25 protein-coding genes and 1 pseudogene are annotated in these 25693 nt (G+C 61.6%); 2 read left to right on the forward strand and 24 right to left on the reverse strand.

The genetic code is table 11. From position 1 onward, the window contains the following. Nucleotides 1–71 precede the first annotated feature (71 nt). From PSH87_RS21110 to PSH87_RS21195, 18 genes and pseudogenes are all read right to left on the reverse strand, one after another. Nucleotides 72–1073: an ADP-ribosylglycohydrolase family protein gene (locus PSH87_RS21110; protein WP_305430974.1), complete on the reverse strand. Its 1002-nt coding sequence runs from the start codon at nucleotides 1071–1073 to the stop codon at nucleotides 72–74. Continuing rightward, nucleotides 1070–1783, reverse strand: a complete 714-nt coding sequence (locus PSH87_RS21115; protein ID WP_026136913.1) for a GntR family transcriptional regulator — start codon at nucleotides 1781–1783, stop codon at nucleotides 1070–1072. The genes PSH87_RS21110 and PSH87_RS21115 overlap by 4 nt, the downstream gene beginning before the upstream one ends. A gap of 70 nt (nucleotides 1784–1853) precedes the next feature. After that, the gene (locus PSH87_RS21120; RefSeq protein ID WP_305430976.1) at nucleotides 1854–2414 is read right to left on the reverse strand and encodes a DUF1285 domain-containing protein; all 561 of its coding nucleotides are present in this window, start codon (nucleotides 2412–2414) and stop codon (nucleotides 1854–1856) included. A 16-nt stretch (nucleotides 2415–2430) separates the two neighbouring features. Continuing rightward, nucleotides 2431–3036 carry a DUF4823 domain-containing protein gene (locus tag PSH87_RS21125; protein ID WP_017737748.1) on the reverse strand — a complete coding sequence of 202 codons (606 nt, stop codon included), beginning with the start codon at nucleotides 3034–3036 and terminating at the stop codon, nucleotides 2431–2433. Nucleotides 3037–3244: 208 nt separating this feature from the next. After that, nucleotides 3245–4213 carry a GTP 3',8-cyclase MoaA gene (locus tag PSH87_RS21130; RefSeq protein ID WP_305430978.1) on the reverse strand — a complete coding sequence of 323 codons (969 nt, stop codon included), beginning with the start codon at nucleotides 4211–4213 and terminating at the stop codon, nucleotides 3245–3247. 115 nt (nucleotides 4214–4328) lie between these two features. Then, complete coding sequence (locus PSH87_RS21135; protein WP_017737750.1) at nucleotides 4329–4982, reverse strand: TetR/AcrR family transcriptional regulator; 654 nt, start codon at nucleotides 4980–4982, stop codon at nucleotides 4329–4331. Between the two features lie 429 nt (nucleotides 4983–5411). Continuing rightward, a complete protein-coding gene (locus tag PSH87_RS21140; RefSeq protein WP_257782295.1) occupies nucleotides 5412–6197 on the reverse strand; it encodes a TatD family hydrolase in 786 nt (261 codons plus the stop codon). Between the two features lie 63 nt (nucleotides 6198–6260). Continuing rightward, nucleotides 6261–7250 carry a DNA polymerase III subunit delta' gene (locus tag PSH87_RS21145; RefSeq protein WP_017737752.1) on the reverse strand — a complete coding sequence of 330 codons (990 nt, stop codon included), beginning with the start codon at nucleotides 7248–7250 and terminating at the stop codon, nucleotides 6261–6263. Further along, nucleotides 7243–7875, reverse strand: a complete 633-nt coding sequence (tmk, locus tag PSH87_RS21150) for a dTMP kinase (protein ID WP_017737753.1) — start codon at nucleotides 7873–7875, stop codon at nucleotides 7243–7245. Before tmk ends, PSH87_RS21145 begins: the two co-directional genes overlap by 8 nt. 19 nt (nucleotides 7876–7894) lie before the next feature. Then, a complete protein-coding gene (gene mltG, locus PSH87_RS21155) occupies nucleotides 7895–8995 on the reverse strand; it encodes an endolytic transglycosylase MltG (RefSeq protein ID WP_305430980.1) in 1101 nt (366 codons plus the stop codon). A 1-nt stretch (nucleotide 8996) separates the two neighbouring features. Beyond that, nucleotides 8997–9812: an aminodeoxychorismate lyase gene (pabC, locus tag PSH87_RS21160; RefSeq protein WP_017737755.1), complete on the reverse strand. Its 816-nt coding sequence runs from the start codon at nucleotides 9810–9812 to the stop codon at nucleotides 8997–8999. Further along, nucleotides 9812–11056 carry a beta-ketoacyl-ACP synthase II gene (gene fabF / locus PSH87_RS21165; RefSeq protein WP_305430981.1) on the reverse strand — a complete coding sequence of 415 codons (1245 nt, stop codon included), beginning with the start codon at nucleotides 11054–11056 and terminating at the stop codon, nucleotides 9812–9814. The genes pabC and fabF overlap by 1 nt, the downstream gene beginning before the upstream one ends. A gap of 125 nt (nucleotides 11057–11181) precedes the next feature. Continuing rightward, the gene (acpP, locus tag PSH87_RS21170) at nucleotides 11182–11418 is read right to left on the reverse strand and encodes an acyl carrier protein (RefSeq protein ID WP_003175607.1); all 237 of its coding nucleotides are present in this window, start codon (nucleotides 11416–11418) and stop codon (nucleotides 11182–11184) included. Nucleotides 11419–11609: 191 nt separating this feature from the next. Next, nucleotides 11610–12356: pseudogene (gene fabG / locus PSH87_RS21175) on the reverse strand (3-oxoacyl-ACP reductase FabG). Nucleotides 12357–12387: 31 nt separating this feature from the next. Beyond that, nucleotides 12388–13326: an ACP S-malonyltransferase gene (fabD, locus tag PSH87_RS21180; RefSeq protein WP_305430982.1), complete on the reverse strand. Its 939-nt coding sequence runs from the start codon at nucleotides 13324–13326 to the stop codon at nucleotides 12388–12390. A 126-nt stretch (nucleotides 13327–13452) separates the two neighbouring features. Continuing rightward, nucleotides 13453–14463 (reverse strand): phosphate acyltransferase PlsX, encoded by a 1011-nt coding sequence (plsX, locus tag PSH87_RS21185; protein ID WP_026136916.1) that lies wholly within the window; start codon nucleotides 14461–14463, stop codon nucleotides 13453–13455. Nucleotides 14464–14467: 4 nt separating this feature from the next. Further along, nucleotides 14468–14650 carry a 50S ribosomal protein L32 gene (gene rpmF, locus PSH87_RS21190; protein WP_008152339.1) on the reverse strand — a complete coding sequence of 61 codons (183 nt, stop codon included), beginning with the start codon at nucleotides 14648–14650 and terminating at the stop codon, nucleotides 14468–14470. 13 nt (nucleotides 14651–14663) lie between these two features. Continuing rightward, nucleotides 14664–15194 carry a YceD family protein gene (locus tag PSH87_RS21195; RefSeq protein WP_017737760.1) on the reverse strand — a complete coding sequence of 177 codons (531 nt, stop codon included), beginning with the start codon at nucleotides 15192–15194 and terminating at the stop codon, nucleotides 14664–14666. A gap of 105 nt (nucleotides 15195–15299) precedes the next feature. Between PSH87_RS21195 and PSH87_RS21200 the strand changes: the two genes are divergently transcribed. Further along, entirely contained in the window at nucleotides 15300–15878 is a 579-nt protein-coding gene (locus PSH87_RS21200) for a nucleoside triphosphate pyrophosphatase (RefSeq protein ID WP_305430983.1), read from the forward strand. A 133-nt stretch (nucleotides 15879–16011) separates the two neighbouring features. Here the strand turns inward: PSH87_RS21200 and PSH87_RS21205 are convergent, their stop codons facing one another. From PSH87_RS21205 to rluC, 3 genes are read right to left on the reverse strand one after another with little or no spacing between them, the layout of a single operon-like run. Next, entirely contained in the window at nucleotides 16012–16995 is a 984-nt protein-coding gene (locus tag PSH87_RS21205) for a S49 family peptidase (protein ID WP_305430984.1), read from the reverse strand. A 21-nt stretch (nucleotides 16996–17016) separates the two neighbouring features. Continuing rightward, nucleotides 17017–17679 carry an HAD-IA family hydrolase gene (locus PSH87_RS21210; protein WP_305430985.1) on the reverse strand — a complete coding sequence of 221 codons (663 nt, stop codon included), beginning with the start codon at nucleotides 17677–17679 and terminating at the stop codon, nucleotides 17017–17019. Then, the gene (rluC, locus tag PSH87_RS21215; protein WP_017737764.1) at nucleotides 17666–18625 is read right to left on the reverse strand and encodes a 23S rRNA pseudouridine(955/2504/2580) synthase RluC; all 960 of its coding nucleotides are present in this window, start codon (nucleotides 18623–18625) and stop codon (nucleotides 17666–17668) included. Before rluC ends, PSH87_RS21210 begins: the two co-directional genes overlap by 14 nt. Before the next feature lie 760 nt (nucleotides 18626–19385). On the opposite strand from rluC, the gene rne reads away from it, so the two are divergent. Further along, nucleotides 19386–22526, forward strand: coding sequence for a ribonuclease E (gene rne, locus PSH87_RS21220; protein ID WP_305430986.1), 3141 nt, complete (start codon nucleotides 19386–19388; stop codon nucleotides 22524–22526). Nucleotides 22527–22625: 99 nt separating this feature from the next. Here the strand turns inward: rne and PSH87_RS21225 are convergent, their stop codons facing one another. The 3 genes from PSH87_RS21225 to PSH87_RS21235 all read right to left on the reverse strand — a co-directional run bounded on the left by PSH87_RS21225 (nucleotide 22626) and on the right by PSH87_RS21235 (nucleotide 25628). Beyond that, nucleotides 22626–23210, reverse strand: coding sequence for a nucleotidyltransferase family protein (locus PSH87_RS21225; RefSeq protein ID WP_305430987.1), 585 nt, complete (start codon nucleotides 23208–23210; stop codon nucleotides 22626–22628). Then, nucleotides 23207–24160, reverse strand: coding sequence for an XdhC family protein (locus PSH87_RS21230; protein ID WP_305430988.1), 954 nt, complete (start codon nucleotides 24158–24160; stop codon nucleotides 23207–23209). Before PSH87_RS21230 ends, PSH87_RS21225 begins: the two co-directional genes overlap by 4 nt. Before the next feature lie 136 nt (nucleotides 24161–24296). Next, the gene (locus PSH87_RS21235) at nucleotides 24297–25628 is read right to left on the reverse strand and encodes a dicarboxylate/amino acid:cation symporter (RefSeq protein ID WP_017738180.1); all 1332 of its coding nucleotides are present in this window, start codon (nucleotides 25626–25628) and stop codon (nucleotides 24297–24299) included. Nucleotides 25629–25693 lie beyond the last annotated feature (65 nt).

The raw sequence follows: 25693 nt of genomic DNA on the forward strand, positions 1-25693 counted from the left end.
GACCGAGGTGTCTGCATCGCAGGCAAGCCAGCTCCCACACAAGCCAGCTCCCACATTTTGATCGGTGGTGCTTATCGAATTGCGAGTAACCCTTCGACCAGCGGCTGCAAGTCCAAACCATTCACCCGCTTGACCTGCTCCACCATCTCCTGCGGCCAGCACTGCATGCCCAGGCAGGCACCCAGCATGGCGCCGAGAATCGCGGCGATGGTGTCGGTGTCGCCGCCAAGGCTGGCGGCCAAACACAGGGCTTCGAAGGCATCCATCTCGCCCACCGCCACTTGCTGGGCCAGGGCAAACGACACCACCACCGATTCCTGGGACGCGACCGAAGTGCCGATCAACTCGTAGAGCAAATCGGCAAACAACGCTTTATCACCACTGCCGACACTCAAGGTGCGCGCCCAGCTGATGCGGGTGGAGATGCGCCCGCCGGCGATCCAGTGGCCATGGTGCTCGGCCTGCTGGGCGATCTGGGTGCCGATGTTCAGCGCTTCGCCCAGGTCCACGCCGTTGATGCCGGCCGAGACCACGGCCGCCACGGCGGCGGCGCTGGAAATGCCCAGGCTGGTGTTGTGGGTGACCTGGCACGCCTGGATCACGGCCTGGATAAAGTGCGCGGGGTCGCTGACATCGGCGGCAATCCCGACGGGCGTGATACGCATCGCCGCGCCGTTGGTGGTGCCATAACGGCCGGACTCTTCCGGCGTGTGGCCGGCGAGGATCATGTCGATCGCGCGTTTGGTCGAGGGGCCGAGCAAATCCTGGGAGCCCTTGGCGCGCATCACTGCTTCCCAGTCGATCAGGCGCTGGGCGAGCACGGTGGGTTCGATGCGGCCTTGGCCTGCCACCAGCAACTCGCCCACCAGGATCGCCTGCTCGGTGTCATCGGTGATGGAACCGGCGGGCATGTCTGGCGCGATGGGTTGGTCGGCGCCGGCAGCTTCCAGCGCGGTGATGGCACCGAAGCGGGCGCGTACTTGCTCGCGGCTCAACGACTGGGTGGGCATGCCCAGGGCGTCGCCCAACGCCAAGCCGTAGAAGGCGCCGAGGGCGCGGTTGTGCGGGGTCATTTCGAATTCCCAAATTGCAGGTGCAGGCGGAAGTGCAGCGGGTCGAGCAGACTTTCGACATGTTCCATAAAGCGCTCGCGACGGTCGTAGGTGGTGCGCGAGGCCTTGAGAAACACGCTGCCGGCTGGACGGCCGAGCAATTCGGCATCTTCAGCATTGAGGGGCTCGGCGCCGATCCACTGGTCACCTTCGGCGCCTACATAGCCGTAGGCCGCCAGGGTGATGGTCAGGGAGTTTTCGATCAGGCCGACGGTGGGCAGGCTTTCCAGGCCGCCGGACGCCGGCATCAGCGAGCGCTCCAGGGACACGGCGGTGCCATCGGTGGTGTAGCGCAGGCGGTCGAGGGCAATGAATTGGTCGCTGCCGAAACGGCTGAGCAGGTCCGGCCGGGTCACGGCTTCGAGGCGCAGGATATCGGTGTTGACCCGCGCGCCGGTGTCGGCCAAAGCCTGGGCCCAGCCACTGCGTTGGTCGAGCACCATGCCGTCAAAGGTGACGATGGAGCCGACGCCGCTCTGGGTAGCGATGTAGTTGCGGCGTTTGAGCTCGGCGAGGGCTTCACGCAGGGTGCCGCGACTGACCGCAAACTCTTCGGCCAGTTGATGCTCACCGGGCAACAGAAAGCCATCGACCATCACCCCACCTTCGATACGGCGGATCAGTTCGTCGACGACGCGTTTTTTCTTATCAAATCGGACATGTCTAATCATGTACAAATTGATAACCGAAAGCCGCCGTTGGCAGCAAGCGAATTATTTCAGGGAAATGAAAAAACCGGCCTCAGGGTTCCAGGCCAATGGGGAAGAACTCCCCGCCACTCCAGACGCCCAGCCAGTTCTGACCGTTGATCGGACGGCTTACCGCCAGCTCCACCAGTTGGTAGAACACGTTGCGATGCACGAGGGCTTCGAGGTTGGTGCGTACCCGCAAATAAGGTGACGGCTCTTCGGTGAGTGGGTCGATGACCACACGCAGCGGATGCTCCAGGCCAGCGTCGACCGTCTCGTCGACATTGGTGGTAAAGCGCAGCACCTGGCTTTCGCCCTGCCCTTCGACCGCCAGGGTCAGTGCGACGAACGGCGCATCTTCGACGCTGATGCCGACTTTTTCCACGGGGGTGATCAGGAAGTAATCATCGCCATCGCGGCGGATGATGTTGGAGAACAGCTTGACCATCGGCTTACGCCCGATCGGCGTGCCCTGGTAGAACCAGGTGCCATCGCGGGCGATACGCATGTCGATATGCCCGCAGAACGCCGGGTTCCACAGGTGTACCGGCGCCGGCCCCTTGCCCTTGGGCAGTTGGGCCAACAGATCGTTGGCCTTGGCGGAATCGGTCATGGGCATCTCCTGTGTCTTACTGATCGCTCATGCCCAGCAGGCCACGGGCGTATTTGGCCAGGGGGCGGGCGATCAGGTCTTCTGGCTTGTTGTCGTGGAACGTCAGTAAACCGCCACGGCTGCGAATACGCACAGTATCAATCAAATACTGGGTGCTGGTCTCGATCAGCATGACCTGGATCACACCGCTGTCGAGGCCGACGCGGTCGAGGGCTTCCTGGTCGGCCCACTCGTCGGCGTTGCCGATGCGGTCATCCGCCTTGGCGAAACGGCAGTACAGCAGGTAATGCGCGCCGGCGGCACGGGCTTCAGCCATTGCCTGCTCCAGGCCTTCCGGCTGGCGGGCGCGGCGCACCATGGGGAAATACTCGATGAAGCCGTTGAAGGCTTCTTCGGCCACCACGTTCGGGCGCGGATAGGCGCTGCCGGGCGGCACGAAGGCGCCCTGGGCGATAAAGATAAAGGAGTCCGGTTGCACGCGGATCGAGTTGGTACGACGGGTATCGCTGTGGTCCAGCAAGCCGGCATCGCTCATCTGATAGCGGGTGCCTTCGGCCATATCGCTGACGGTCATGCAACCACTCAGCGTCAATGACGCCAGCAACAAAACCAGACTACGCATCCTAATCCTCCAGAGGCCGGTGACGGAAAACCGGCGAATGGGCGTGAGATGCAGAATCCGCGCCATTCACAGACGACACCAATCAAATGTGGGAGCGGGCTTGCCCGCGATGCAGGCACCTCGGTCTTACAGTGACATCGAGTGGATGCTATCGCAGGCAAGCCAGCTCCCACACAAGCCCGTACGTACAGGGGAATTGAACGCGGGGTCAGCCGCCGATGATCTTCATGATCGTCGCACCGCCCGAAAACGCCACTTCCTGCTTGTCGCCCAGGGCTTTCATCAGCAGCCCTTGCAGCGCCGGCAATGCCTGGTGGCGCGGCTTGTCCAGCAGGTCGCCGACGTAGTGGCGGTTGCTCGATGACAGGCAGCCATGCAGCCAGCCGGTAGACGACAGGCGCAGGCGCGAGCATGTCCGGCAGAACGGCACGCTTTCATTGGCGATCACGCCGAAATAGCCTTTGCCGGGGATTTCATAACGCACGGCGGTGGCGTCCACCGGGGCATTGGCTTGCAGGTATTCGTGGCGCTCGCCAATCAGGCTGAGCAATTGCTGCAAGCTGACGAACTGCTGCAAAAACGCATTGGAATCCTTGGCCAGGTGGCCCATGCGCATCAATTCGATAAAACGCAGCTCGTAGCCACGTTCCAGGCAGTAGTCGAGCAACGGCATCACCTGGTCCAGGTTCTGGCCGCGCAACGGCACCATGTTGACCTTGATCTTGATCCCGGCAGCGCGGGCCTGGTCCATGCCATCGAGCACAGTGGCGAGGTCGCCGCCACGGGCAATGCTGCGGAAGGCGTCGGCGTCCAGGGTGTCGAGGGAGACGTTGATGCGCTGGATGCCAGCATCCACCAGCAGCGGCAGTTTGCGCGCCAGCAACTGGCCGTTGGTGGTCAGGCTGATGTCACTGAGGCCCATTTGCCCCACCGCGCCCATGAAGGCTTCCAGCTTGGGGCTGACCAGCGGCTCACCACCGGTGATACGCAGGCGGTCGATGCCCGCCGCTTCGATCAGGTATTCGACGCCCCGCGCCATGGCCTCGGCCGAGAGTTCGTCCTGAGCAGCCACCAGCCGCTTGCCGTTGGGCACGCAGTAGGTACACGCATAATTGCAGGCTGAGGTCAGGCTGATCCGCAAATTGCGAAAACGCCTGCCTTGACGATCAACGATCATGGATCACTCCGGCAGAGGATGATTCGGGCGCGCTAAAAGCTGACTGATAAATCAGCTTTTAGCAAGAGTCCTTGCCTGAGTATATTCCTGGGGTACTGCGTCTGGCAGTAAATCCTTACGCAACCGGCGGTTCAGCCGGTGGCAGTTCGCTGCTGTGCTTGCGCTTGTTGCCCATGCGCACGCCGATATCCATCAGGAACTGGAAGAAACCTTCCTGATCTTCCAGCACATTGCTCCAGAATGGCGAGTGGTACAGCGCCACTGCGCCGTGCACCAACGCCCAGGCGGCACAGTAGTGGAAATACGGCGGCACGTCTTCCAGCTTGCCTTCGCTGATGCGGCCCTTGATCAGCAGGGTCAGGCGTTCGAAGTTCGAGGCACGGATCTTGTGCAGCTCCTCGACCATTTCCGGCACCTGATGGCCCTTGACCACCTTCTCTTCCAGGCGGTCGAACAGGCGGTAGCGCTGGGGATCGCGCATGCGGAATTCGAAGTAGGCGCGGGACAGGGCTTCCTTGTCCTTGTCCACATCAGCCGAATGCAGCAGCTCATTCAAGTCGCGCTCGTAGTCGAGCATCAGGCGCAGGTAGATCTCGGCCTTGGACTTGAAGTGCTTGTAGATCGTGCCTTTGCCGATACCCACGGCATCCGCGATCATCTCGACGGTGACACTGTCTTCACCTTGTTCGAGAAACAACTTGAGCGCGGTGTCGAGAATTTCCTGCTCACGGCGGCGAAACTCACGGACCTTACGGGGTTCTTTGTGCATGAGAAAGAGGTCTGCAAAGGTGACTGTGGGGAGGGTTGCGCAGGGCCACGAACACGTGGCGATACGATTTACCCGGTGCGAGGGATTATCCCGACTGAACGGTCGTTGGGCAACGCCTATGTGAACCCGCCGCACACTTAAGTTTCAGCGCGCCAACGATTTCATCCCTTGCAGTCAGAAATCATACGTAACAAAGGCACTTGTGCACCCGCTTAATGAGAACTCAAGCGAAGCGCGCGTATTCCAAATCTGTTTAAAAAACGACCAGTCGCGACTGGACTGAATCAGATACTGATCAATACTTGAACTGTCGGCGCGGCATCTCCCCCAAGTGACGCGCTGACCCTGGGTACCGACGGACTGTGTGCCCTGTTTTACTCCTAATGGTCTTAGCCCGGATTCACCCCCCAGAACCCGGGTTTTTTTTGCCTACGATTTGACGTGGGCCAGCGGGAACAGGCGCTTGAAGTTCGCGGTCGTCTGTTCGGCAAAGCGCTCAACGGATTCACCGCGCAGCATCGCCAGGTAATCCGCCACATCCCGCACGTATTCCGGCAGGTTCGGCTTGCCGCGATGGGGGATGGGCGCCAGGTACGGCGAGTCGGTTTCCACCAGCAGGCGGTCGGCCGGCACCTGGCGCGCCACGTCACGCAAGGCGTCGGCGTTGCGGAAGGTGACAATCCCCGACAGGGAAATGTAGAACCCCAGGTCCAGGGCCGCCTTGGCCATGTCCCAGTCTTCGGTGAAGCAATGCAGCACGCCCGCCTGGGGCAGCGCGGCTTCGCGCAGCAGGGCCAGGGTGTCGGCGCGAGCGCCACGGGTGTGGACGATCACCGGTTTGCCGGTCTGCTGCGCAGCTTGCAGGTGCAGGCGGAACGAGGCCTGCTGCAACTCGGCGGCTTCGGGCTCGTAGTGGTAGTCCAGGCCGGTTTCGCCAATCGCCACGACGCGCGGGTGGTTGAGTTCACCCAGCAACCAGTCGAGGGCCGGGGCTTCGCCGGGCTTGAGGTCCAGCGGGTGGATGCCCACCGAGCAATCCACATCGGCATAACGCTCGGCCAGGGCTTTGACGTCGGCGGCGTTGTCGGCGCTGACGCCGATACACAGGAAGTGCCCTACCCCGCGCTGGCGCGCCGCTTCAAGGGCGGCGTCAAGGGAGCCGCCGTGCTGGGCAAGGTCGAGGCGGTCGAGGTGGCAATGGGAATCTACGAGCATAGGTAGTTACGACTTAAATCACAGAGAGTGTCTGGCCGACGATACACCCGTCGGCCACGGAAATTAACGGCGGCCGAGCAGGCCCACCCACTGCACCAGCAGCGCTTCGAGCAACAGCACGCGGTTGAGGTTGGCCTTGCCGAGCACCTTCTGGCGCTGGGCCAGAATCCAGTCCTGAATATTCAGCACCTTGTCCTGGGCGCTTTTCTGCGCGAGGTATTGCACGACTTTGCGCATGTCCGGCAGGCCCAGGCCGTTTTCATCTTGAGTCAACTGATAGCGCAGGATCAGGCTCGACCAGTCGCAGAACCAGTCGAACAGCAGCAACAGCGGAATATCCTTCCAGGCCGTTTCGGCCAACTGGGTGGCGGACAGTTCCTGCTTGAGCAGTTTCTTCACGCCATCCACCACCAGCGCGCGTTGTTCACGCACGCCTTGGGCCTGCAATTTCACTGCGGCCAGCGGCGAACCAGCGGCCAGGGTGAGCAATTCGCCGCGCTCGTCTGCACTGCATTCCGGCAACGCCTGCGCCAGCCACTCAAGGCTCATGGCCTCGCTTGGCAACGGACACGCCTGCTGTACACAACGGCTGCGGATCGTCGGCAGCAGACGGCTGGACTGGTGACTCACCAGCAACAACACCGTATCGCCCGAAGGTTCTTCAAGACTCTTGAGCAAGGCGTTGGCGGCGTTGATGTTCATCGCCTCAACCGGCTCGATCAGCACCACTTTACGCCCGCCCATCTGCGCGGTCTGCACCACGAAGCTGACGAGATCGCGGACCTGGTCAACCTTGATCGCCTTGTCGGCTTCCTCGGGTTCCAGCAGGTAATTGTCCGGGTGGCTGCCGGCCTTGAGCAGCAGGCAGGATTTGCACGCGCCACAGGCTTCCAGGTTGACCGGACGCTGGCACAACAGGCTGGCCATCAGGCGTTCGGCGAGCGCGCGCTTGCCGATGCCGATCGGCCCGTGCAACAGATAGGCGTGGGCATGCTGGGCACGGCCGGCCAATTGCTGCCAGAGGCTGTCCTGCCACGGGTAGGCTTCAGCCACGGGCGCGCTCCAGCAGGGTCGGCAGCAAGGCATCGATGGCCTGTTGCACCTGGGTCAGCGGCTGGGCGGCATCCAACAGGTAATAACGCGCAGGCTCGGCCTTGGCGCGGGCGAGGAATGCGCTGCGCACTGCATCGAAGAAGGCGCGGCCTTCCAGCTCGAAGCGGTCCAGGCGACCCCGGGCGCTGGCGCGGGCCAGGCCGACTTCCACCGGCAGGTCGAACACCAGGGTCAGGTCGGGACGCAGATCGCCCTGCACGAAGGTTTCCAGCGTGGCGATGCGCTCCAGGGACAACCCCCGGCCGCCGCCCTGGTAGGCATAGGTGGAATCGGTGAAACGGTCGCAAATCACCACCGCACCGCGTGCCAGCGCCGGGCGGATCACTTCGGCCAGGTGCTGGGCGCGGGCGGCGAACACCAGCAGCAGCTCGGTGTCCGGGTTCATTGGCTCGTCACCTGGGGCCAGCAGCACGTCGCGGATGCGCTCGGCCAGCGGCGTACCGCCGGGCTCACGGGTCAGCACCACCTCGATGCCATCGGCGCGCAAACGCTCGGCCAGGTAATCGCGGTTGGTGCTCTTGCCGGCGCCTTCGGGGCCTTCCAGGGTAATAAACAAGCCAGTCACAGGCAGTCCTTAGTCAGAGTCATTGCGGGCTTTGCGGCTCGGCGGGCGTGTCGGCCGGAGGTGTTGCATCCTCCGCTGGTTTTACCACGGGCGCCGGGCTGGAGCGGTAATCGGCGCGGCGCTTGAGTTGGAACTCACGCACGGCGGCATTATGGGCATCCAGGTCATCGGAGAAAATATGGCTGCCATCGCCACGGGCGACAAAATACAGGCTGCTGCCCGGCACCGGGTTCAGCGCGGCATGGATCGCCTCGCGGCCGACCATGGCGATCGGCGTCGGCGGCAGGCCGGCAATCATGTAGGTGTTGTAGGGGTTGGCTTCCTTGAGGTGGGCGCGGGTCAACTTGCCGTTGTAGCGCTCGCCCAGGCCGTAGATCACCGTCGGGTCAGTCTGCAGCAGCATGCCGATCTTCAGGCGCCGCACAAACACGCCTGCGATCTGGCCACGCTCTTCCGGCACGCCGGTTTCTTTCTCGACCAGCGACGCCATGATCAGCGCTTGATAGGGCTCGGTGTAGGGCGCATCAGGCGCGCGTTTGCTCCATTCCTGGGCGAGGACATCGTCCAGGCGGTTGTAGGCTTTTTTCAGGAACTCGACGTCGGTCATGCCGCGTACGAAGCGGTAGGTGTCGGGGAAGAATCGCCCTTCAGGGAACACGCCAGGGTGGCCGAGTTCTTCCATGACTTCGCTGTCGGTCAGGCCCGACAGGGTTTGTACGATCTTTTCATGCTTGGCCAGGGCCGAGCGCACCTGGCGGAAATTCCAGCCTTCCACCAACGTGAGGCTGTATTGCACCACTTCGCCACGCTGCCACAGACCGATCAAGCCCTGCGCCGTCATGCCGGGGGTCATGCGGTATTCGCCGCTGTGCAGGGGCTGGCCATCAAGGTTGAAGCGCCAGTACAGGCGCAGCCAGAACGCGCCGTCGAGCACACCGTCGGCTTCCAGGCGATTGAAGGTGCCGGTGGGCGTCGCCCCGGCCGGTACGTCGAGCAATTGCTCCTGGGTCAGGTTCAGGGGCTGCTTGAGGGCAGCGTCGTATTTCCAGGCGCCATAGCCCAACAGCAACGCCGCCGAGAACACACCGACCAGCAGCAGTACAACCAGTTTTCGTATCAACTCAAATATCCAATAGCGCGCGAACAATGCCCTGCAGTTTACGGGTGAGCGGCCCAACCGACCAGCTCATCGCAGCGCAGCCGCGCACCGGCCAAATGCCATAAACGCTGTTGCAGACAAACACTTCATCGGCCTGTTGCAACTGCTCAAGGCTGATATCGGCCACGGCCACCGGGACGCCCAGGGTTTGCGCCTGGGCCAGGATCTCGGCGCGCATGACGCCGGCAACCCCGCAACGCGTCAGATCAGCGGTTAGTAACAAGCCGTTGCACACGAGGAACAGGTTGCTGAACACACCTTCGATGACGCGCCCGGACACATCCAGCATCAAGCCTTCGGCGTGCTCGGTATCCTGCCATTCGCTGCGAGCGATCACTTGTTCCAGGCGATTGAGGTGCTTGAGACCGGCCAGCAAGGGTTGCTCGGCCAAACGGGTGGCACACGGAAACAGGCGAATGCCGTCGAGTCCATGGGCGGGGGGATAGGTTGCAGGCGCACTGCCCTGCAAGATACGGCGCACCGGGGCGCCGGGGTTGATGCCATAACCGCGCAGGCTGTCGCCGCGGGTGAGGATCAACTTGAGCACGCCATCGCCAAGGGCGGCGGCATAGGCCAGCACTTCGCTGCGGATCAACCCGTGATCCGCAACCAAAGCGAGGCGCCTGCAGCCGTCATCGAGACGTTGCAGGTGACGGTCGAGCAGCACCGGCTGCCCGGCCTTGACGGCGATGGTCTCGAACAGCCCATCGCCATAGGCCAGGCCGCGATCTTTCAGGGGCACATTGGCCGCTGGCTGACCGTCGACCCAGCTGTCCATCACTCGGCGAACCGGCGGAACACCAGGGAGCCGTTGGTGCCACCAAAGCCGAACGAGTTGGAAATCGTCACGTCGATCGGCATCGGCTGCGCTTCGTGCGGCACGAAGTTCAGGTCGCAACCTTCGTCCGGCTCATCCAGGTTGATGGTCGGCGGAGCGACCTGGTCCTTGATGGCCATCACGCTGAAGATCGCTTCGACCGCGCCCGCGGCGCCCAACAGGTGACCGGTCATGGACTTGGTGGAACTGACCGCCAGCTTGCAGGCGTGCTCGCCGAACACCGACTTGATGGCTTCGGCTTCCGCCAGGTCGCCCGTCGGGGTCGAGGTGCCGTGGGCGTTGATGTACTGCACCTGGTCCGCATTGATCTTCGCATCGCGCAAGGCGTTGGTGATGCAACGTGCAGCACCGGCACCGTCGGACGGTGGCGAGGTCATGTGGTAGGCGTCGCCGCTCATGCCAAAGCCGATCAGTTCGGCGTAGATGGTGGCACCACGCGCCTTGGCGTGTTCCAACTCTTCCAGCACCAGGGCACCGGCGCCGTCGGACAGCACGAAGCCGTCACGGCCCTTGTCCCACGGACGGCTGGCACGGGTTGGCTCGTCGTTGCGGGTGGACAGCGCACGGGACGCGCCGAAGCCGCCCATGCCAAGGCCGCAGGCAGCCATTTCAGCGCCACCGGCAATCATCACGTCTGCTTCGTCATAGGCGATGTTGCGCGCCGCCATGCCGATGCAATGCGTACCCGTGGTACACGCCGTGGCAATCGCGTAGTTAGGCCCCTGTGCACCCAGGTGGATGGACAGGAAACCGGAAATCATATTGATGATCGAGCCCGGCACGAAGAACGGTGAAATTCGACGGGGGCCAGTATCGTGCAGGATGCGGCTGGTTTCTTCGATATTGGTCAGACCACCAATACCCGAGCCCATGGCCACGCCAATGCGGTCACGGTTGGCGTCGGTGACTTCCAGGCCGGCGTTACGCACTGCCTGAAAACCGGCTGCCAGGCCGTACTGAATGAACAGGTCGAGCTTGCGGGACTCTTTGACCGAGAGATATTCCTCGACATTGAAGCCCTTTACCGAGCCGCCAAAACGGGTGGAATAGGCAGAAAGGTCCGTGTGTTCAATCAGACCAATACCACTGCGGCCAGCCAGAATGCCCTGCCAACTGCTCGGCACATCCGTACCCAGTGGCGACAACATACCCATACCGGTGACTACGACGCGTCTACGCGACACAGCACTCTCCTTTTTCTAATGACGACACTTCGCTTCAAAACCACTTTTCGCCCGAGCTAAAGAAAAAACCGCACGCTGTAACAGCAGTGCGGTTTTTCCCAACAGCAAGCGACGACTAAAAACTATTACGCCTGATGGCTGGTAACGTAGTCGATAGCAGCTTGAACAGTAGTGATTTTTTCAGCTTCTTCGTCCGGGATTTCGGTCTCGAATTCCTCTTCCAGAGCCATCACCAGCTCAACGGTGTCAAGGGAATCGGCACCCAGGTCTTCTACGAAGGAAGCAGTGTTGACCACTTCTTCTTCTTTAACGCCCAGTTGCTCGGCAACGATTTTCTTGACGCGCTCTTCGATGGTGCTCATACCTTGTTTAACTCCTAATGGACAAATTCAGGCAGCTGGCCAGTGGGTAAGTGTATAGAAAGCCTTTTCAGCTTTTCAACTGAAAGCTTCACCACCTACCCGTTCGGCCACCCGCCTCTAAATTAAGTTGCAGCTTTATAACGGATTTTAGACAGCTCGTATGACATTTTTTTGAAGCGATCCGTCACAATTTAACTCATGTACATCCCGCCGTTCACCGGGATTGTAGCCCCAGTCACGTATGCCGCACCGTCGGATGCCAGGAAAGACACCACATTCGCGATCTCTTGAGCCTGGCCCAGACGGCCCAGCGGAATCTGCGTCAGCAAGGCTTCACGCTGTGCTTCCGGCAGTTCGCGGGTCATATCGGTGTCGATGAACCCAGGGGCCACCGAGTTGACCGTAATCGACCGCGAACCGACTTCACGTGCCAATGCGCGGCTGAAACCTTCCAGACCGCGGCCTTGGCGGACGCGTAGTTTACTTGGCCTGCGTTGCCCATGGCACCCACTACGGAGCCAATATTGATAATTCGGCCCCAACGCGCCTTGGTCATGCCGCGCAGAACGCCCTTGGACAGGCGAAACAGACTGTTCAGGGTTGGTATCGACCACGTCGTACCACTCGTCGTCTTTCATGCGCATCATCAGGTTGTCGCGCGTGATACCGGCGTTGTTCACCAGAATAGCCGGCGCGCCGAACTGTGCAGTGATCTGGGCCAATACAGCCGCCACGGATTCATCGCTGGTCACGTTCAGCTCAAGGCCGGTGCCTTGCACGCCGTTTTCCTTCAGGGTCGCGGCGATACGCTCGGCGCCCGAAGCGGAAGTGGCGGTGCCGATCACAACGGCGCCCTGACGGCCCAGTTCCAGAGCGATTGCCTGGCCAATGCCACGGCTGGCGCCGGTAACCAGTGCAACTTTACCTTGCAGACTCATGCAGGCTTCTCCCAAGTTCGTAAATAAAGGCTCAGGCCAGTGCTGCACGAGCGGCAGCGAAGGCATCCGGGGTATTGAGGTTGGTGGTCGACACGCCGTCGGCGCAGCGCTTGTTCAGGCCGGCCAGGACTTTGCCCGGGCCGCATTCGACCAGCTCGGTGGCGCCATTGGCAGCCAGGGTCTGCACCGACTCTACCCAGCGCACTGGCTTGTAGAGCTGCTCCAGCAGGTCACGCTTGAGGGTGTCGAGATCAGCGGCCACGGCCGCGCTGACGTTCTGCACCAGCGGGATCTGCGGCGCCTGCCAGTTGATGGCGGCGATGGACTCGGCAAAACGCTCGGCGGCCGGACGCATCAGTTCGCAGTGCGACGGCACGCTCACCGGCAACGGCAACGCACGCTTGGCGCCACGGGCCTTGCAGCCTTCGATGGCGCGCTCAACGGCGGCCTTGGCACCGGCGATCACGACCTGGCCAGGTGAGTTGAAGTTCACCGCGCTGACCACTTCGCCCTGGGCCGCTTCGGCGCAGGCTTCGATCACCACAGCATCGTCCAGGCCCAGGATCGCGGCCATGCCGCCCTGCCCGGCCGGAACGGCGTCTTGCATCAATTGGCCACGACGCTCGACCAGCTTGACCGCTTCCGTGAGGGTCAGGCTGCCCGCCGCCACCAGGGCGCTGTATTCGCCCAGGCTGTGACCGGCAACAAATGCCGGACGCGCGCCGCCCTCTGCCAGCCACAAGCGCCACAGGGCGATCGAAGCAGTCAGGATGGCCGGCTGGGTTTTATCGGTTTGATTGAGTTGCTCTTCCGGCCCTTGCTGGGTCAGCGCCCACAGGTCGTAACCCAGGGCGTCGGAAGCTTCCTTGAAGGTATCCAGGATCAGCGGGTATTGCGCGCCCAGCTCGGCCAACATGCCGAGGGACTGCGAACCCTGCCCTGGAAAGACGAATGCGAGGGATGTAGACATGTAACAAGCCCCTAATGATCTGGTCGTCAAAAATGAACGCGCCTACGGTGGGAGCGCACGAAACTGACAAATTGGATGGTCAATTGAACTGGCCGGTCACATTTAAGCATTTCCGGGCCGATTCGCCTAAGGCAACAGGTCCCCGAGACGGCCGTGCAAGCGTTGCGGCAGGTTTTCCTGGATCTCGATCACGGCCCGCGCAATCGCACTTTGAAAGCCTTCCACACCGGCCGAGCCGTGGCTTTTCACCACGATCCCCTGCAAGCCGAGAAAGCTCGCACCGTTATGCCGTGCCGGCGCCAGGTCAGCCTGCAAGCGGCGCATCAATGGCAGCGCCAGAGCGCCCACCAGGCGTGACGCGACGTTCTGCTTGAACAGCGCTTCAATGCGCGTGGCGATCATCGTCGCCAGGCCTTCGCTGGATTTAAGCAGGATATTGCCGACAAACCCGTCACACACCACCACATCCGCTTCGCCACGGTACAAACCGTCGCCCTCGACAAAGCCGATGTAATTCAAGCCGCGCGCGCCCTGCAACAACGTGGCGGCGAGCTTGACCTGCTGGTTGCCCTTGATGTCTTCGGTGCCGATATTCAGCAACGCGACACGCGGCCGGGCCACGCCCAATGCTTCAGCGGCCACCGAGCCCATCACCGCGAACTGGAACAGATGCTCGGCACTGCAATCGACGTTCGCCCCCAAGTCCAGCAGCTGGCAATAGCCTTTCTGCGTCGGAATCGCTGCGACCATCGCCGGCCGGTCAATGCCCGGCAACGTCTTGAGCACATAACGCGACAACGCCATCAGCGCGCCGGTGTTGCCGGCGCTGACGCAGGCTTGCACCTTGCCATCACGCAGCAACTCCAAAGCCACGCGCATTGAAGAGTCAGGCTTGCCACGCAGGGCAGCCGCCGGTTTTTCATCCATGGTGATGGTTTCACTGGCTGGCGTAATCGTCAGGCGCGCGCGATCCACCGCCGGATGGCTGGCAATCAGGTCTTCAAGTAAGGAGGGTTGACCGACGAGGGTCAGGTGCAGCGAGGGCGTTGCAGACAGGCTGGCAATGCAGGCCTGAACAATGCTGCGGGGACCGAAGTCCCCGCCCATTGCGTCTATCGCGATGACTAGAGCAGACAAGTGATTACTCGTCAGCGCCCTTGTCGATCACTTTACGGCCACGGTATACGCCTTCTGGCGATACGTGGTGACGCAGGTGAATTTCACCGGTGGTTTTTTCTACAGACAGAGTGCTCGCCGTCAGGGCGTCGTGCGAACGACGCATGTCACGGGCAGAGCGGGATTTTTTGTTCTGCTGAACAGCCATAATTGATTAACTCCTAAACGTTTGGGTCACGCTTTAACTGCGCCAATACACTGAACGGGTTGGACCGCGTTACCTCGTCCTCGCTCGGTTCGGGCTCGTCATCGAGCCCCTCCGGCTGCTGGCATTCTTCCGGATGATGAGCAGGCACAATGGGCAAGGCGAGCAAGAGCTCCTCCTCGATCAGTGCATGCAGATCCAATGGATCTTCGCCCAGTTCCAGCACGTCATAACCTTTCGGTAACGACTGGGTATTCGCACCCTCCTTCACCACAGCGTAACTGCATTCGCTGTGAATCGGCAGGGTGACCAGCTCAAGACAACGCTGGCAAACCATTTTGACCTCGGTGTCGATAAAGCTGTGAATTACCACAGATTTACGTTCATCTCGTTCAAAAACGAATTTCGCCTGCACCGTACCGACAGTGTCGGAAAGCGGGTCGCAGAGTCTCTCCAAATCGGCCAGCAGCAATTCACCTTGAAGGGAAGTGCCACGATCTGCCAATTTGCGCGGGTCAACGTGAGGTGGAATCGGGTCATTCAACATAGGCGCAGCATTATAGGGATGCACCCAGCCATGTCAAAGGAAATTCAGCCCTGTCCGTCACCTGGACTCCTCGCTAGAATCCGCGACTGCCTTGAGGAGACGCCCATGCTGCCTTTATTACTCGCTTCCAGCTCGGTTTATCGCCGGGAATTGCTCGGCCGCCTGCACCTGCCGTTCATCTGCAGCTCGCCGGATATTGACGAAAGCCATCGCGCCAATGAGTCCGCCATCGAACTGGTCAAACGCCTCGCCGAAGAAAAGGCCCGCGCCCTTGCCGCCACTCATCCGGGGCATTTGATCATTGGCTCCGACCAGGTGGCCGCACTCGACGGACGGATCATCGGCAAGCCGCACACCTTCGAGAACGCCCGCGAACAGCTGCTGGCCGCCAGCGGCAAGCGCGTGAGCTTCCTGACCGGCCTGGCACTACTCAACAGCGAGACGGGGCACTGCCAGGTGGACTGCGTGCCGTTTACGGTGCAGATGCGTGTACTGGACGTTGAGAGGATCGAGCGTTACCTGCGGATCGAGCAGCCGTATGACTGTGCGGGCAGCTTCAAGGCCGAAGGACTGGGGGTGAGCCTGTTCCAGAGTACCGAAGGGCCGGATGCCACCAGCCTGATCGGGCTGCCACTGATTCGCTTGGTAGACATGCTGCTGGCCGAAGGCGTACAGATCCCTTAAATACACCACAAAACCCAATGTGGGAGCGGGCTTGCCCGCGATGAGGGCGGGCCAGCCAACACTTATATTGACTGACCCACCGCTATCGCGGGCAAGCCCGCTCCCACATTTAGATCTACATCAGATCAGAAGCTCAGCGCAGGGTCGGGCCCTGGAAGCCCATATACAGCGCCAGTTTCTCCGCCACGCTGGCCCCCAGCTTCTTGGAGAACCGGTCAAACGGCGATTCCTGCACGGTGAAGTCCACCAGCTCTTTCTCGCCGATCACATCCCGCGCCACCGAACTGGCACTGCCCAGGCCATCGATCAAGCCCAGCGGCAACGCCTGCTCACCCGACCAGACCAACCCGGAAAACAGCTCTGGATGATCCTTGTCCTTCAGCCGATCACCACGCCCCTGCTTCACACTGGCGATGAACTGGCGATGGGTGGTGTCGAGCACGCCCTGCCAGAACTGGGTTTCATCCGCCTTCTGCGGCTGGAAAGGGTCAAGGAACGATTTGTGCTCACCCGAGTTGTAGGTGCGACGCTCCACCCCCAGCTTCTCCATGGTGCCGACAAAGCCGTAGCCGGCCGCCGTCACACCAATGGAGCCCACCAGGCTGGCCTTGTCGGCATAGATCTGGTCGGCGGCACTGGCGATGTAATAGGCGCCGGAGGCACCCAGGTCGGAAATCACTGCGTACAGCTTGGTATCCGGGTGCAGGGCGCGCAGACGGCGAATCTCGTCATACACATAACCCGACTGCACCGGACTGCCGCCAGGGCTGTTGATCCGCAGGATCACGCCCTTGACCTTGGGGTCTTCAAACGCAGCGCGCAGGCTGCCGACAATATTGTCGGCACTGGCGGACTCCTTGTCGGCAATCACACCACGCACTTCGATCAAGGCCGTGTAATGACTGCCACGGGTGGCGCTCTTCTCCATGTCCACCAGCGGGCTGAACAACACCAGCATGCCGAGCAGGTAAGTGAAGGTCAGCAGCTTGAAGAAAATCCCCCAACGCCGCGAACGACGCTGCTCCTGGACGCTGGCCAGGAGGGTTTTCTCCAGCAGCTTCCAGCTCTTGTCGTCACCACTCTGGGCCTTTTCGGGCGCTTTCCACTCATCACTCATGCCATTAACCCCAGCAAAGACTTATTGAGCCCGGCCGAGCCAGGCCTGCAATTCGGAAAAATGATCGATCGTCAGCCGCGGCTCGTATTGCTGCAAGACTTCGGCGGCCTGGGCACCATAGCTGACCGCGACACTGTCCATGCCAGCATTGCGCGCCATCATCAGGTCGAAGGAGGCATCACCCACCATCAGCGCCTGGCGCGGCGATACGCCGCAATGGGCCAGGATCTGCTCCAGCATCAACGGGTGCGGTTTGCTCGCGGTCTCATCGGCAGCACGGGTGATGTCGAAATAATCTTCCCAACCGTGGGCCTTGAGCACACGGTCCAGGCCGCGACGGGCCTTGCCGGTGGCAACAGCCAGGTGATAGCCCTCGGCACGGAACGCGGCCAGGGACTGCACCACGCCCTCAAACAGCGGCGAAGGTTCGGCCTCCAGCGCAATGTAGTGATCGGCGTAGTGCTCGCGAAAGGCGATCAGCTCAGCGTCGCTGATCTCGGGATACAAGGTGCGGATCGCTTCGGGCAGACCCAGGCCGATGATGCCCTTGACCGCGTGATCCGTGCACAGCGCGTAACCCGAACGGGTCGACGCGGCGTGCATCGACTCGACGATCCGGCCAATCGAATCGGCCAGGGTGCCGTCCCAATCAAAAATCAGCAGCTTGTAGTCAAGGTGCGACACTCAAACGCTCCACGGTCTTGGCCCACATCTCATCGACCGGGGCCTGCAACTTCAATTCGCCACCATCGGGCAGCGGCACAGTGAGCATGTAGGCGTGCAGGAACAGGCGCTTGCCGCCGAGGTCGCGGATCTCCCTGGAGAAATCCTCGTCGCCATACTTGGTGTCACCGGCAATGCAATGCCCGGCATGCAGCGTGTGCACACGGATCTGGTGAGTACGACCGGTCACCGGCTTGGCCTCGACCATCGTGGCGAAGTCACCGAAGCGGCGCAGCACCTTGAACAGGGTCAGGGCTTCTTTGCCCTCCTCGTCCACTTCGACCATGCGTTCGCCGGAGCGCAGGTTGCTCTTCTGCAACGGCGCCCGCACGCTCTTGATCGAGCTGGCCCAGTTGCCACGCACCAGCGCCATGTAGCGTTTGTCCACGCCGTCGCCACGCAGGGCGGTGTGCAGGTGGCGCAACATGCTGCGCTTCTTGGCGATCATCAGCAGGCCGGACGTGTCACGGTCCAGGCGATGAACCAGCTCCAGCTCCTTGGCATCCGGACGCAACTGACGGAAGGCTTCGATCACGCCGAACGTCAGGCCGCTGCCACCGTGCACTGCAATACCGCAGGGCTTGTTGATCACGATCAGCTTGTTGTCTTCGTAGACAATCGAGGCTTCCAGGCGCTGCAACAAGCCCTGGGCCAAGGGCACAGGCTCGTCACGCTCGGGCACGCGCACCGGCGGCACACGGACGATATCGCCCGCCTGCAACTTGTACTCGGGCTTGATCCGGCCCTTGTTCACCCGCACTTCACCTTTACGCAAGATGCGGTAAATCAAGGTCTTGGGCACGCCTTTGAGCCTGGCCAGGAGAAAATTGTCGATGCGTTGGCCGGCATATTCCGGCGAGACCTCAAGCAGCTGGACGCTGGGGGTCTGGGGGGCGGTAGTCGTCATGCCGGCGATGATAACAATTTTTTATGGAATTGAAGCACTTAATCATTGCTGCTATAGTCGCGAACGCCGCCAAAAGCGGCCTGGCCAGAGGACATGCGGCACACAGCCGGCCCTGACCATCGCAATTCATCAGGACGCGAGGCCGTCCTACGGGGCTTTCGCCACCTTGGAAAGCTCAGGATTGTAACGAGCGCAGGTGACATGAGGCCTGAAGCGAGTGCAGAAAGCAGAGTGAATACTCGCGTTTTGCGCCGATATTTACGGCCAGTTCACAAAGTGCAGTCAGTCTTGAGCCAGACCATGGCGAATGCTTCGGAAACAACGCCTGTTAAGAGCTGAGTGAGAGCGCAGTCGCCCTCACCCAGTCTTGTTTAGCCATGAGCGTGTTCTCCCCATTGGAAAACACGGTAAATGCCAACCCGCTGCGGATTCTGCGCGCGGCAGCACCCGAATTATCAGGGATACCGTGTAGGGTGGAGATGCACAACCGTCGGACCGTGTAGCACTAGGCTTATATTTAGACGCTTCATCTCGTCCACAGTCGCCGGTTGATTCCTCCTCCTGACCTTAGCTTTTGTTGAAGTGGTGCCTTTGTCACCACCGCTAACAAGCAGGACGCGTCCGTCGCGATACCGGCCCAATTGGTCTGTATTTGCTGGACACTGGAGTGGCCAACCACTCTTGACGCACCTGACACCGACCGTGAGAAGTCGTGTGTGCCGAACGCCGTTTCCGGCAGCCCGGAAACCGACGGTACAACATGAAAAGAATGCTGATTAACGCAACTCAACCCGAAGAGTTGCGTGTTGCACTGGTAGATGGCCAACGCCTCTACGACCTGGACATCGAATCCGGTGCACGCGAGCAGAAAAAAGCCAATATCTATAAAGGCAAGATCACTCGCATCGAACCAAGCCTTGAGGCTGCCTTTGTCGATTTCGGCTCCGAGCGCCACGGCTTCCTGCCCCTCAAAGAAATCTCCCGCGAATACTTCAAGAAAGCCCCTGAAGGCCGCGTGAATATCAAGGACGTCCTGAGCGAAGGCCAGGAAGTCATCGTCCAGGTCGAAAAAGAAGAACGTGGCAACAAGGGCGCAGCCCTGACCACCTTCATCAGCCTGGCGGGCCGTTACCTGGTCCTGATGCCGAACAACCCACGTGCCGGCGGCATTTCCCGTCGCATCGAAGGCGAAGAGCGCAACGAACTGCGTGAAGCGCTGAACGGCCTGATCGCACCTGCCGACATGGGCCTGATCGTTCGCACTGCCGGCCTGGGCCGCAGCAGCGAAGAAATGCAGTGGGACCTCGACTACCTGCTGCAACTGTGGACCGCCATCAAAGAGGCGTCCCTGGATCGTTCCGCGCCGTTCCTGATCTACCAGGAAAGCAACGTGATCATCCGCGCCATCCGCGATTACCTGCGCCAGGACATCGGCGAAGTGCTGATCGACAGCGTTGAAGCCCAGGACGAAGCCCTGACCTTCATCCGCCAGGTGATGCCGCAGTACGCCAGCAAGATCAAGCTGTACGAAGACAGCGTGCCGCTGTTCAACCGTTTCCAGATCGAAAGCCAGATCGAGACCGCCTTCCAGCGCGTCGTCGAACTGCCTTCCGGCGGCTCCATCGTGATCGACCCGACCGAAGCATTGGTGTCCATCGACATCAACTCGGCGCGCGCCACGAAAGGCAGCGACATCGAAGAAACCGCCCTGCAGACCAACCTGGAAGCGGCTGAAGAAATCGCCCGCCAGCTGCGCCTGCGTGATATCGGCGGCCTGATCGTGATCGACTTCATCGACATGACCCCGGCCAAGAACCAGCGCGCCGTGGAAGAGAAAGTCCGCGAATGCCTGGAAGCCGACCGTGCCCGCGTGCAAGTCGGCCGCATCTCGCGCTTCGGCCTGCTGGAAATGTCCCGTCAGCGCCTGCGTCCATCCCTGGGCGAAAGCAGCGGCATCGTCTGCCCGCGTTGCAACGGCACCGGTATCATCCGTGACGTTGAATCGCTGTCCCTGGCGATCCTGCGCCTGATCGAAGAAGAAGCCCTGAAAGACCGCACCGCCGAAGTCCGCGCGCAAGTGCCGATCCCGGTTGCAGCTTTCCTGCTCAACGAAAAACGCAACTCGATCACCAAGATCGAACTGCGCACCCGTGCCCGTATCGTCATCCTGCCGAACGATCACCTCGAGACGCCGCACTTCGAAGTACAGCGCCTGCGTGATGACAGCCCGGAAGCCCACAGCGGCCAGTCCAGCTACGAAATCGCCGCTGCCGCTGCCGAAGTGGAAGAAGTCCAGCCAGCCGCCGCGACCCGCACCCTGGTTCGCCAGGAAGCAGCGGTCAAGACTGCCCCAGCCCGCGCCAACGCTCCGGTTCCGACCGAAGTTGCCGCACCGGTTGCCGCGCCGGCCGCGCTGCCTGAGCCGAGCCTGTTCAAAGGCCTGGTGAAGTCGCTGGTCAGCCTGTTCGCCACTAAAGAAGAGCCTGCTGCTCCGGTGGTGGTTGAAAAACCAGCCGCCGAGCGTCCAGCACGCAACGAAGAGCGTCGCAACGGCCGTCAACAGAGCCGTAACCGCAACGGTCGCCGTGACGAAGAACGCAAGCCGCGCGAAGAGCGTGCGCCACGTGAAGAACGCGCACCGCGTGAAGAACGTGCCCCACGCGAAGCCCGTGAAGAAACCCCGGCCGTAGCCCGCGAAGAACGTGCACCGCGTGAAGAGCGCGCACCACGTACGCCACGTGCCCCACGTGAAGATCGCAAGCCACGTGGTGAGCGTGAAGAACGTGTACGTGAACTGCGCGAGCCGCTGGACGCAGCACCTGCCGTTGCCGCTGCCGGCGCCGCCGTTGTCGCTGAAGAGCGCCCGGCGCGCCAGCCACGCGAAGAACGTGCGCCACGTGAAGAACGTGCTCCACGCCCACCGCGTGAAGAGCGTCAGCCGCGTGCCGAGCAAGCCGCTGCCAGTGAAGACGAAGAAGTGCTGACCGCTGAAGAGCAGTCGCAGGAAGACGGTCAGGACAGCGCCGAAGGCGATCGCCCACGCCGCCGCTCCCGTGGCCAGCGTCGTCGCAGCAACCGTCGTGAGCGTCAGCGTGATGCCAACGGCAACGTGATCGAAGGCTCGGAAGAAGCCGGCGAGAACGCCGAAGCGGCCACCGGCGAAGCCACTGGCAGCGAACTGGCTGCCGGCCTGGCCGTTACCGCTGCCGTTGCCAGCTCGGTCATCAGCGCACCTGCTGAAGCCCAGGCTCACGAGCAGGCTGAACGCGCTACCGCTGCCGTCGAAGAAGCCGCTGCCGTTGAAGCGCCAGTCGCCGAGACCCGAGTGGTAGAAGCGCCGGTAGTTGAAGCGCCAGTCGTGGAAGCCATCACCCCGATCGAAGCGCCGGTTGTTGCCGAAGTGGAAGTTGCACCGGTTCAGGAAACCCTGCCAGCAGTTGAAGTGGCTGCGGTTGAGCCAACCCCAGTGGTTGAGCCTGAGCCAGTGGTAGAAGCGGTGGTTGAAGCACCGGTTGTCGAAGCGGCTCCAGAAGTGCGCGAAGTTCGTGAAGAACAGACCGCCTTCCAGTGGACTGCCGAACCTGCCGCTCCGGTTGAAGCACCAGCGCCTGCCCCAGTGGTAGAAGAAGCGCCGGCTCCGGTGGCCGAAGAAGTCGTGGTTGCAGAACCTGCACCAGTGGCTGAACCTGCACCGGTAGTCGAGCCTGCGCCAGTGGTTGAAGTGGCAGTGGTTGCCGAGGTCGCCGCCGTGGTGGTCGAAGCCGCTCCGGCCAGCGCCCTGACCGAAAACGGCCGTGCGCCGAACGACCCACGTGAAGTGCGTCGTCGTCGCAAGGAAGCTGAAGCCGCTGCAGCCGCCGCTGCACAGGAAGCAGAACACGAGACTAAACCCCTCGTCTGATTCCATCAGCGACTAAAAAGCCCCGCCTGAGAGATCAGGCGGGGCTTTTTTATGCATTCTGAAAAGTGACACAGCTCCCACAAAAGCCAGCTTCTACCTTCAGATGGGTTTGAAGTTCAACGCTTGCGGCACGTCTACATCCCACAGCACGCCAGGATCATCCACGACAACCTCATGCACCGCCGCCTGCGCAAACAGTGACTTGGCCCCACGATCACCGCTCAGCGCCCTCAACCCCGGTCCAAACGCCCGGCCGAACGCCACAGGATGTCCATGCTGCCCCGCCTGCACCGGCACACCGATGCCATCGGCCTTCACGCCATCAATCACCCGCTCAATACTTGACGGCTGAATGAACGGCATATCCCCCAATACCACCAGCCAACCGTCCGCAGAACCACTGGCCGCAACTGCCGCTGCCAGGCTGTCACCCATGCCCGTCGATTCCAGCAGCAGCACCTCACAACCGTATACCCCGGCCAGACGAATGACTTCATGCTGCGCCGGTGAGGTCACCACCCAGCGCCGCACAAGGCGTTCCGGCAGATTCAACAGCACCTGTTCGATCACCGGCCGCGTCACACCATCCAGGCCCACGCAATCCGCCAGCAGCTTATCCTGGCTTGCCTCCACCCGGAACCGGCTGCCCTGCCCCGCCGCCAGCACAATCGCCGTGACCCTCACGCCATCACACCATTCTTGATCGCCACAATTTGCGCCAGCAACGACAGGGCTATCTCCGCCGGCGTATGGCTGCCGATATACACGCCGATCGGCCCATGCAAGCGCGCAATCGCCGGCGCCGACAACCCCAGCGCCGCCAGGTCTTCCCGGCGTTTCTGGCTGTTGACCTGCGAGCCGAGGGCGCCGATATAGAACGCGTCGGAGTTGAGGGCCGTGAGCAACGCCATATCATCCAGGCGCGGATCATGGGTCAGGCAGACAATGGCCGTGCGCGCATCGGCCTGGATAGTCAGCACCGCTTCGTCGGGCATGCCCGGCACAAAGCGGCCGTGCTGTTCCTCCCAGCCGTGGACAAACTCGGTACGCGGGTCGCAGATCAACACCTCGAAATCCAAAAGCCGCGCCATCTGCGCCACATAGCGCGACAGTTGGCCGGCACCGATCAGCAGCAGGCGCCAGCGCGGGCCGTAGATGGCGCGCAGGCGTTCGCCGTCGAACGTCAGCGCATCGGCCTTGCTCGCGGCGCTCAGCGTCACCTCTCCGGTAGCCAGGTCCAGCTCGCGGGCGACCATCTGATGATCTTCGCAACGCGCCAGCAGTTCTGCCACCCACGCCCACTCCTCCACCCGCTCCTCGGTCAGGCGCAGGGTGCCGCCGCACGGCAGGCCAAAGCGCGCCGCCTCATCGCGGGTGACGCCGTAGGTCACCAACTGCACGGGCGGCCCATCGTCAGCCAGCCGGCCGTCGTACAGCCGGGCGATCAAGTCATCCTCGATGCAACCACCCGACACCGAGCCAATCACCACCCCGTCGCCGCGCAAGGCCAACATCGCCCCCGGCGGGCGCGGCGCACTGCCCCAGGTCTGCACGACGCTGTACAACACCACACGCTGCCCGGCACGGCGCCATTCGAGCACGCTGCGCAGGACATTCAGATCCACGCTGTCCATCAGACCTCCAGCAGGCGTTACAACAAAAAACCGATTCACTCACTGTAAAACAAAAAAACCGCCAGAAACGCAAACGCCCCGAACGGGTCGGGGCGTTTGTGCGTAGCGGTGGGCGTCAGTTCACGCCATCAGCGCCTTACTTGACGGTCGGTGCAGGGCCTTCGGCCACGCCCAGGTCGTCCAGTTCACGGGTTTCCGAGATACCGGTACCGCCCGACGCCAGCTCGCTTTGCAGCTTGTCGGTGTCCAGTTCCTTGACCCACTTGGCCACAACGATGGTGGCAACGGCGTTACCGACCAGGTTGGTCAGTGCGCGGGCTTCGGACATGAAGCGGTCGATACCCAGGATCAGCGCCAGGCCGGCAACCGGCAGGTGGCCTACGGCCGACAGGGTGGCAGCCAGTACGATAAAGCCCGAACCGGTCACGCCAGCCGCGCCTTTGGAGGACAGCAGCAGCACCAGCAGCAAAGTGATCTGGTGGGTGATGTCCATGTGGGTGTCAGTCGCCTGGGCGATGAACACGGCAGCCATGGTCAGGTAGATCGAAGTACCGTCGAGGTTGAAGGAGTAGCCAGTCGGAATCACCAGGCCTACTACGGATTTCTTCGCGCCCAGACGCTCCATCTTGATCAGCATGCGTGGCAGTGCGGACTCGGAGGAGGAAGTACCCAGTACGATCAACAGCTCTTCACGGATGTAGCGGATCAGCTTGATCACGCTGAAACCGTGAGCGCGGCAGATACCGCCCAGCACCACCAGCACGAACAGGATGCAAGTGATGTAGAAGCAGATCATCAGCTGGCCCAACTGCACCAGCGAACCGACGCCGTAGGCACCGATGGTGAACGCCATGGCGCCCAGGGCACCGATTGGCGCGAGCTTCATGATCATGTTGATGATGTTGAACATCACGTGGGCGAAGCGATCGATGAAGTCCAGTACCGGCTTGCCGTAGGCACCCAGGCGGTGCAGGGCGAAACCGAAGATCACCGAGAACATCAGCACTTGCAGGATGTCGCCGTTGGCGAAGGCGCCGACGATGGTGTTCGGGATAACGTTGAGGATAAAGCCGACGATGCTCTGGTCTTTACCGGCGGTCACGTAGGCCGCGACTTTGGAAGCATCCAGGGTCGCTACGTCGATGTGCATGCCGGCGCCCGGTTGCACGACGTTCACCACGATCAGGCCGATCAGCAGCGCGACGGTGGAAACGATTTCGAAGTACAGCAGCGCGTAGCCGCCGGTCTTGCCCACCGATTTCATGCTTTGCATGCCAGCGATGCCGCTGACAACGGTGCAGAAGATGATCGGGGCGATGACCATTTTGATCAGTTTGATAAACCCGTCACCCAGCGGCTTGAGGGCCACGCCGGTGTCCGGGTAGAAGTGACCGAGCAAAATGCCGATTACGATGGCAACGATCACCTGGAAATACAGGGATTTGTAGATTGGCTGACGAGTCGTCATTGCAAAGTTCCTCAATCGTCCCGTGTGGCAAAGATCCGCCATTGCCCACGACACTTAAATTGCGA

The organism is Pseudomonas sp. FP453 (assembly GCF_030687495.1).
Lineage (GTDB): Bacteria > Pseudomonadota > Gammaproteobacteria > Pseudomonadales > Pseudomonadaceae > Aquipseudomonas.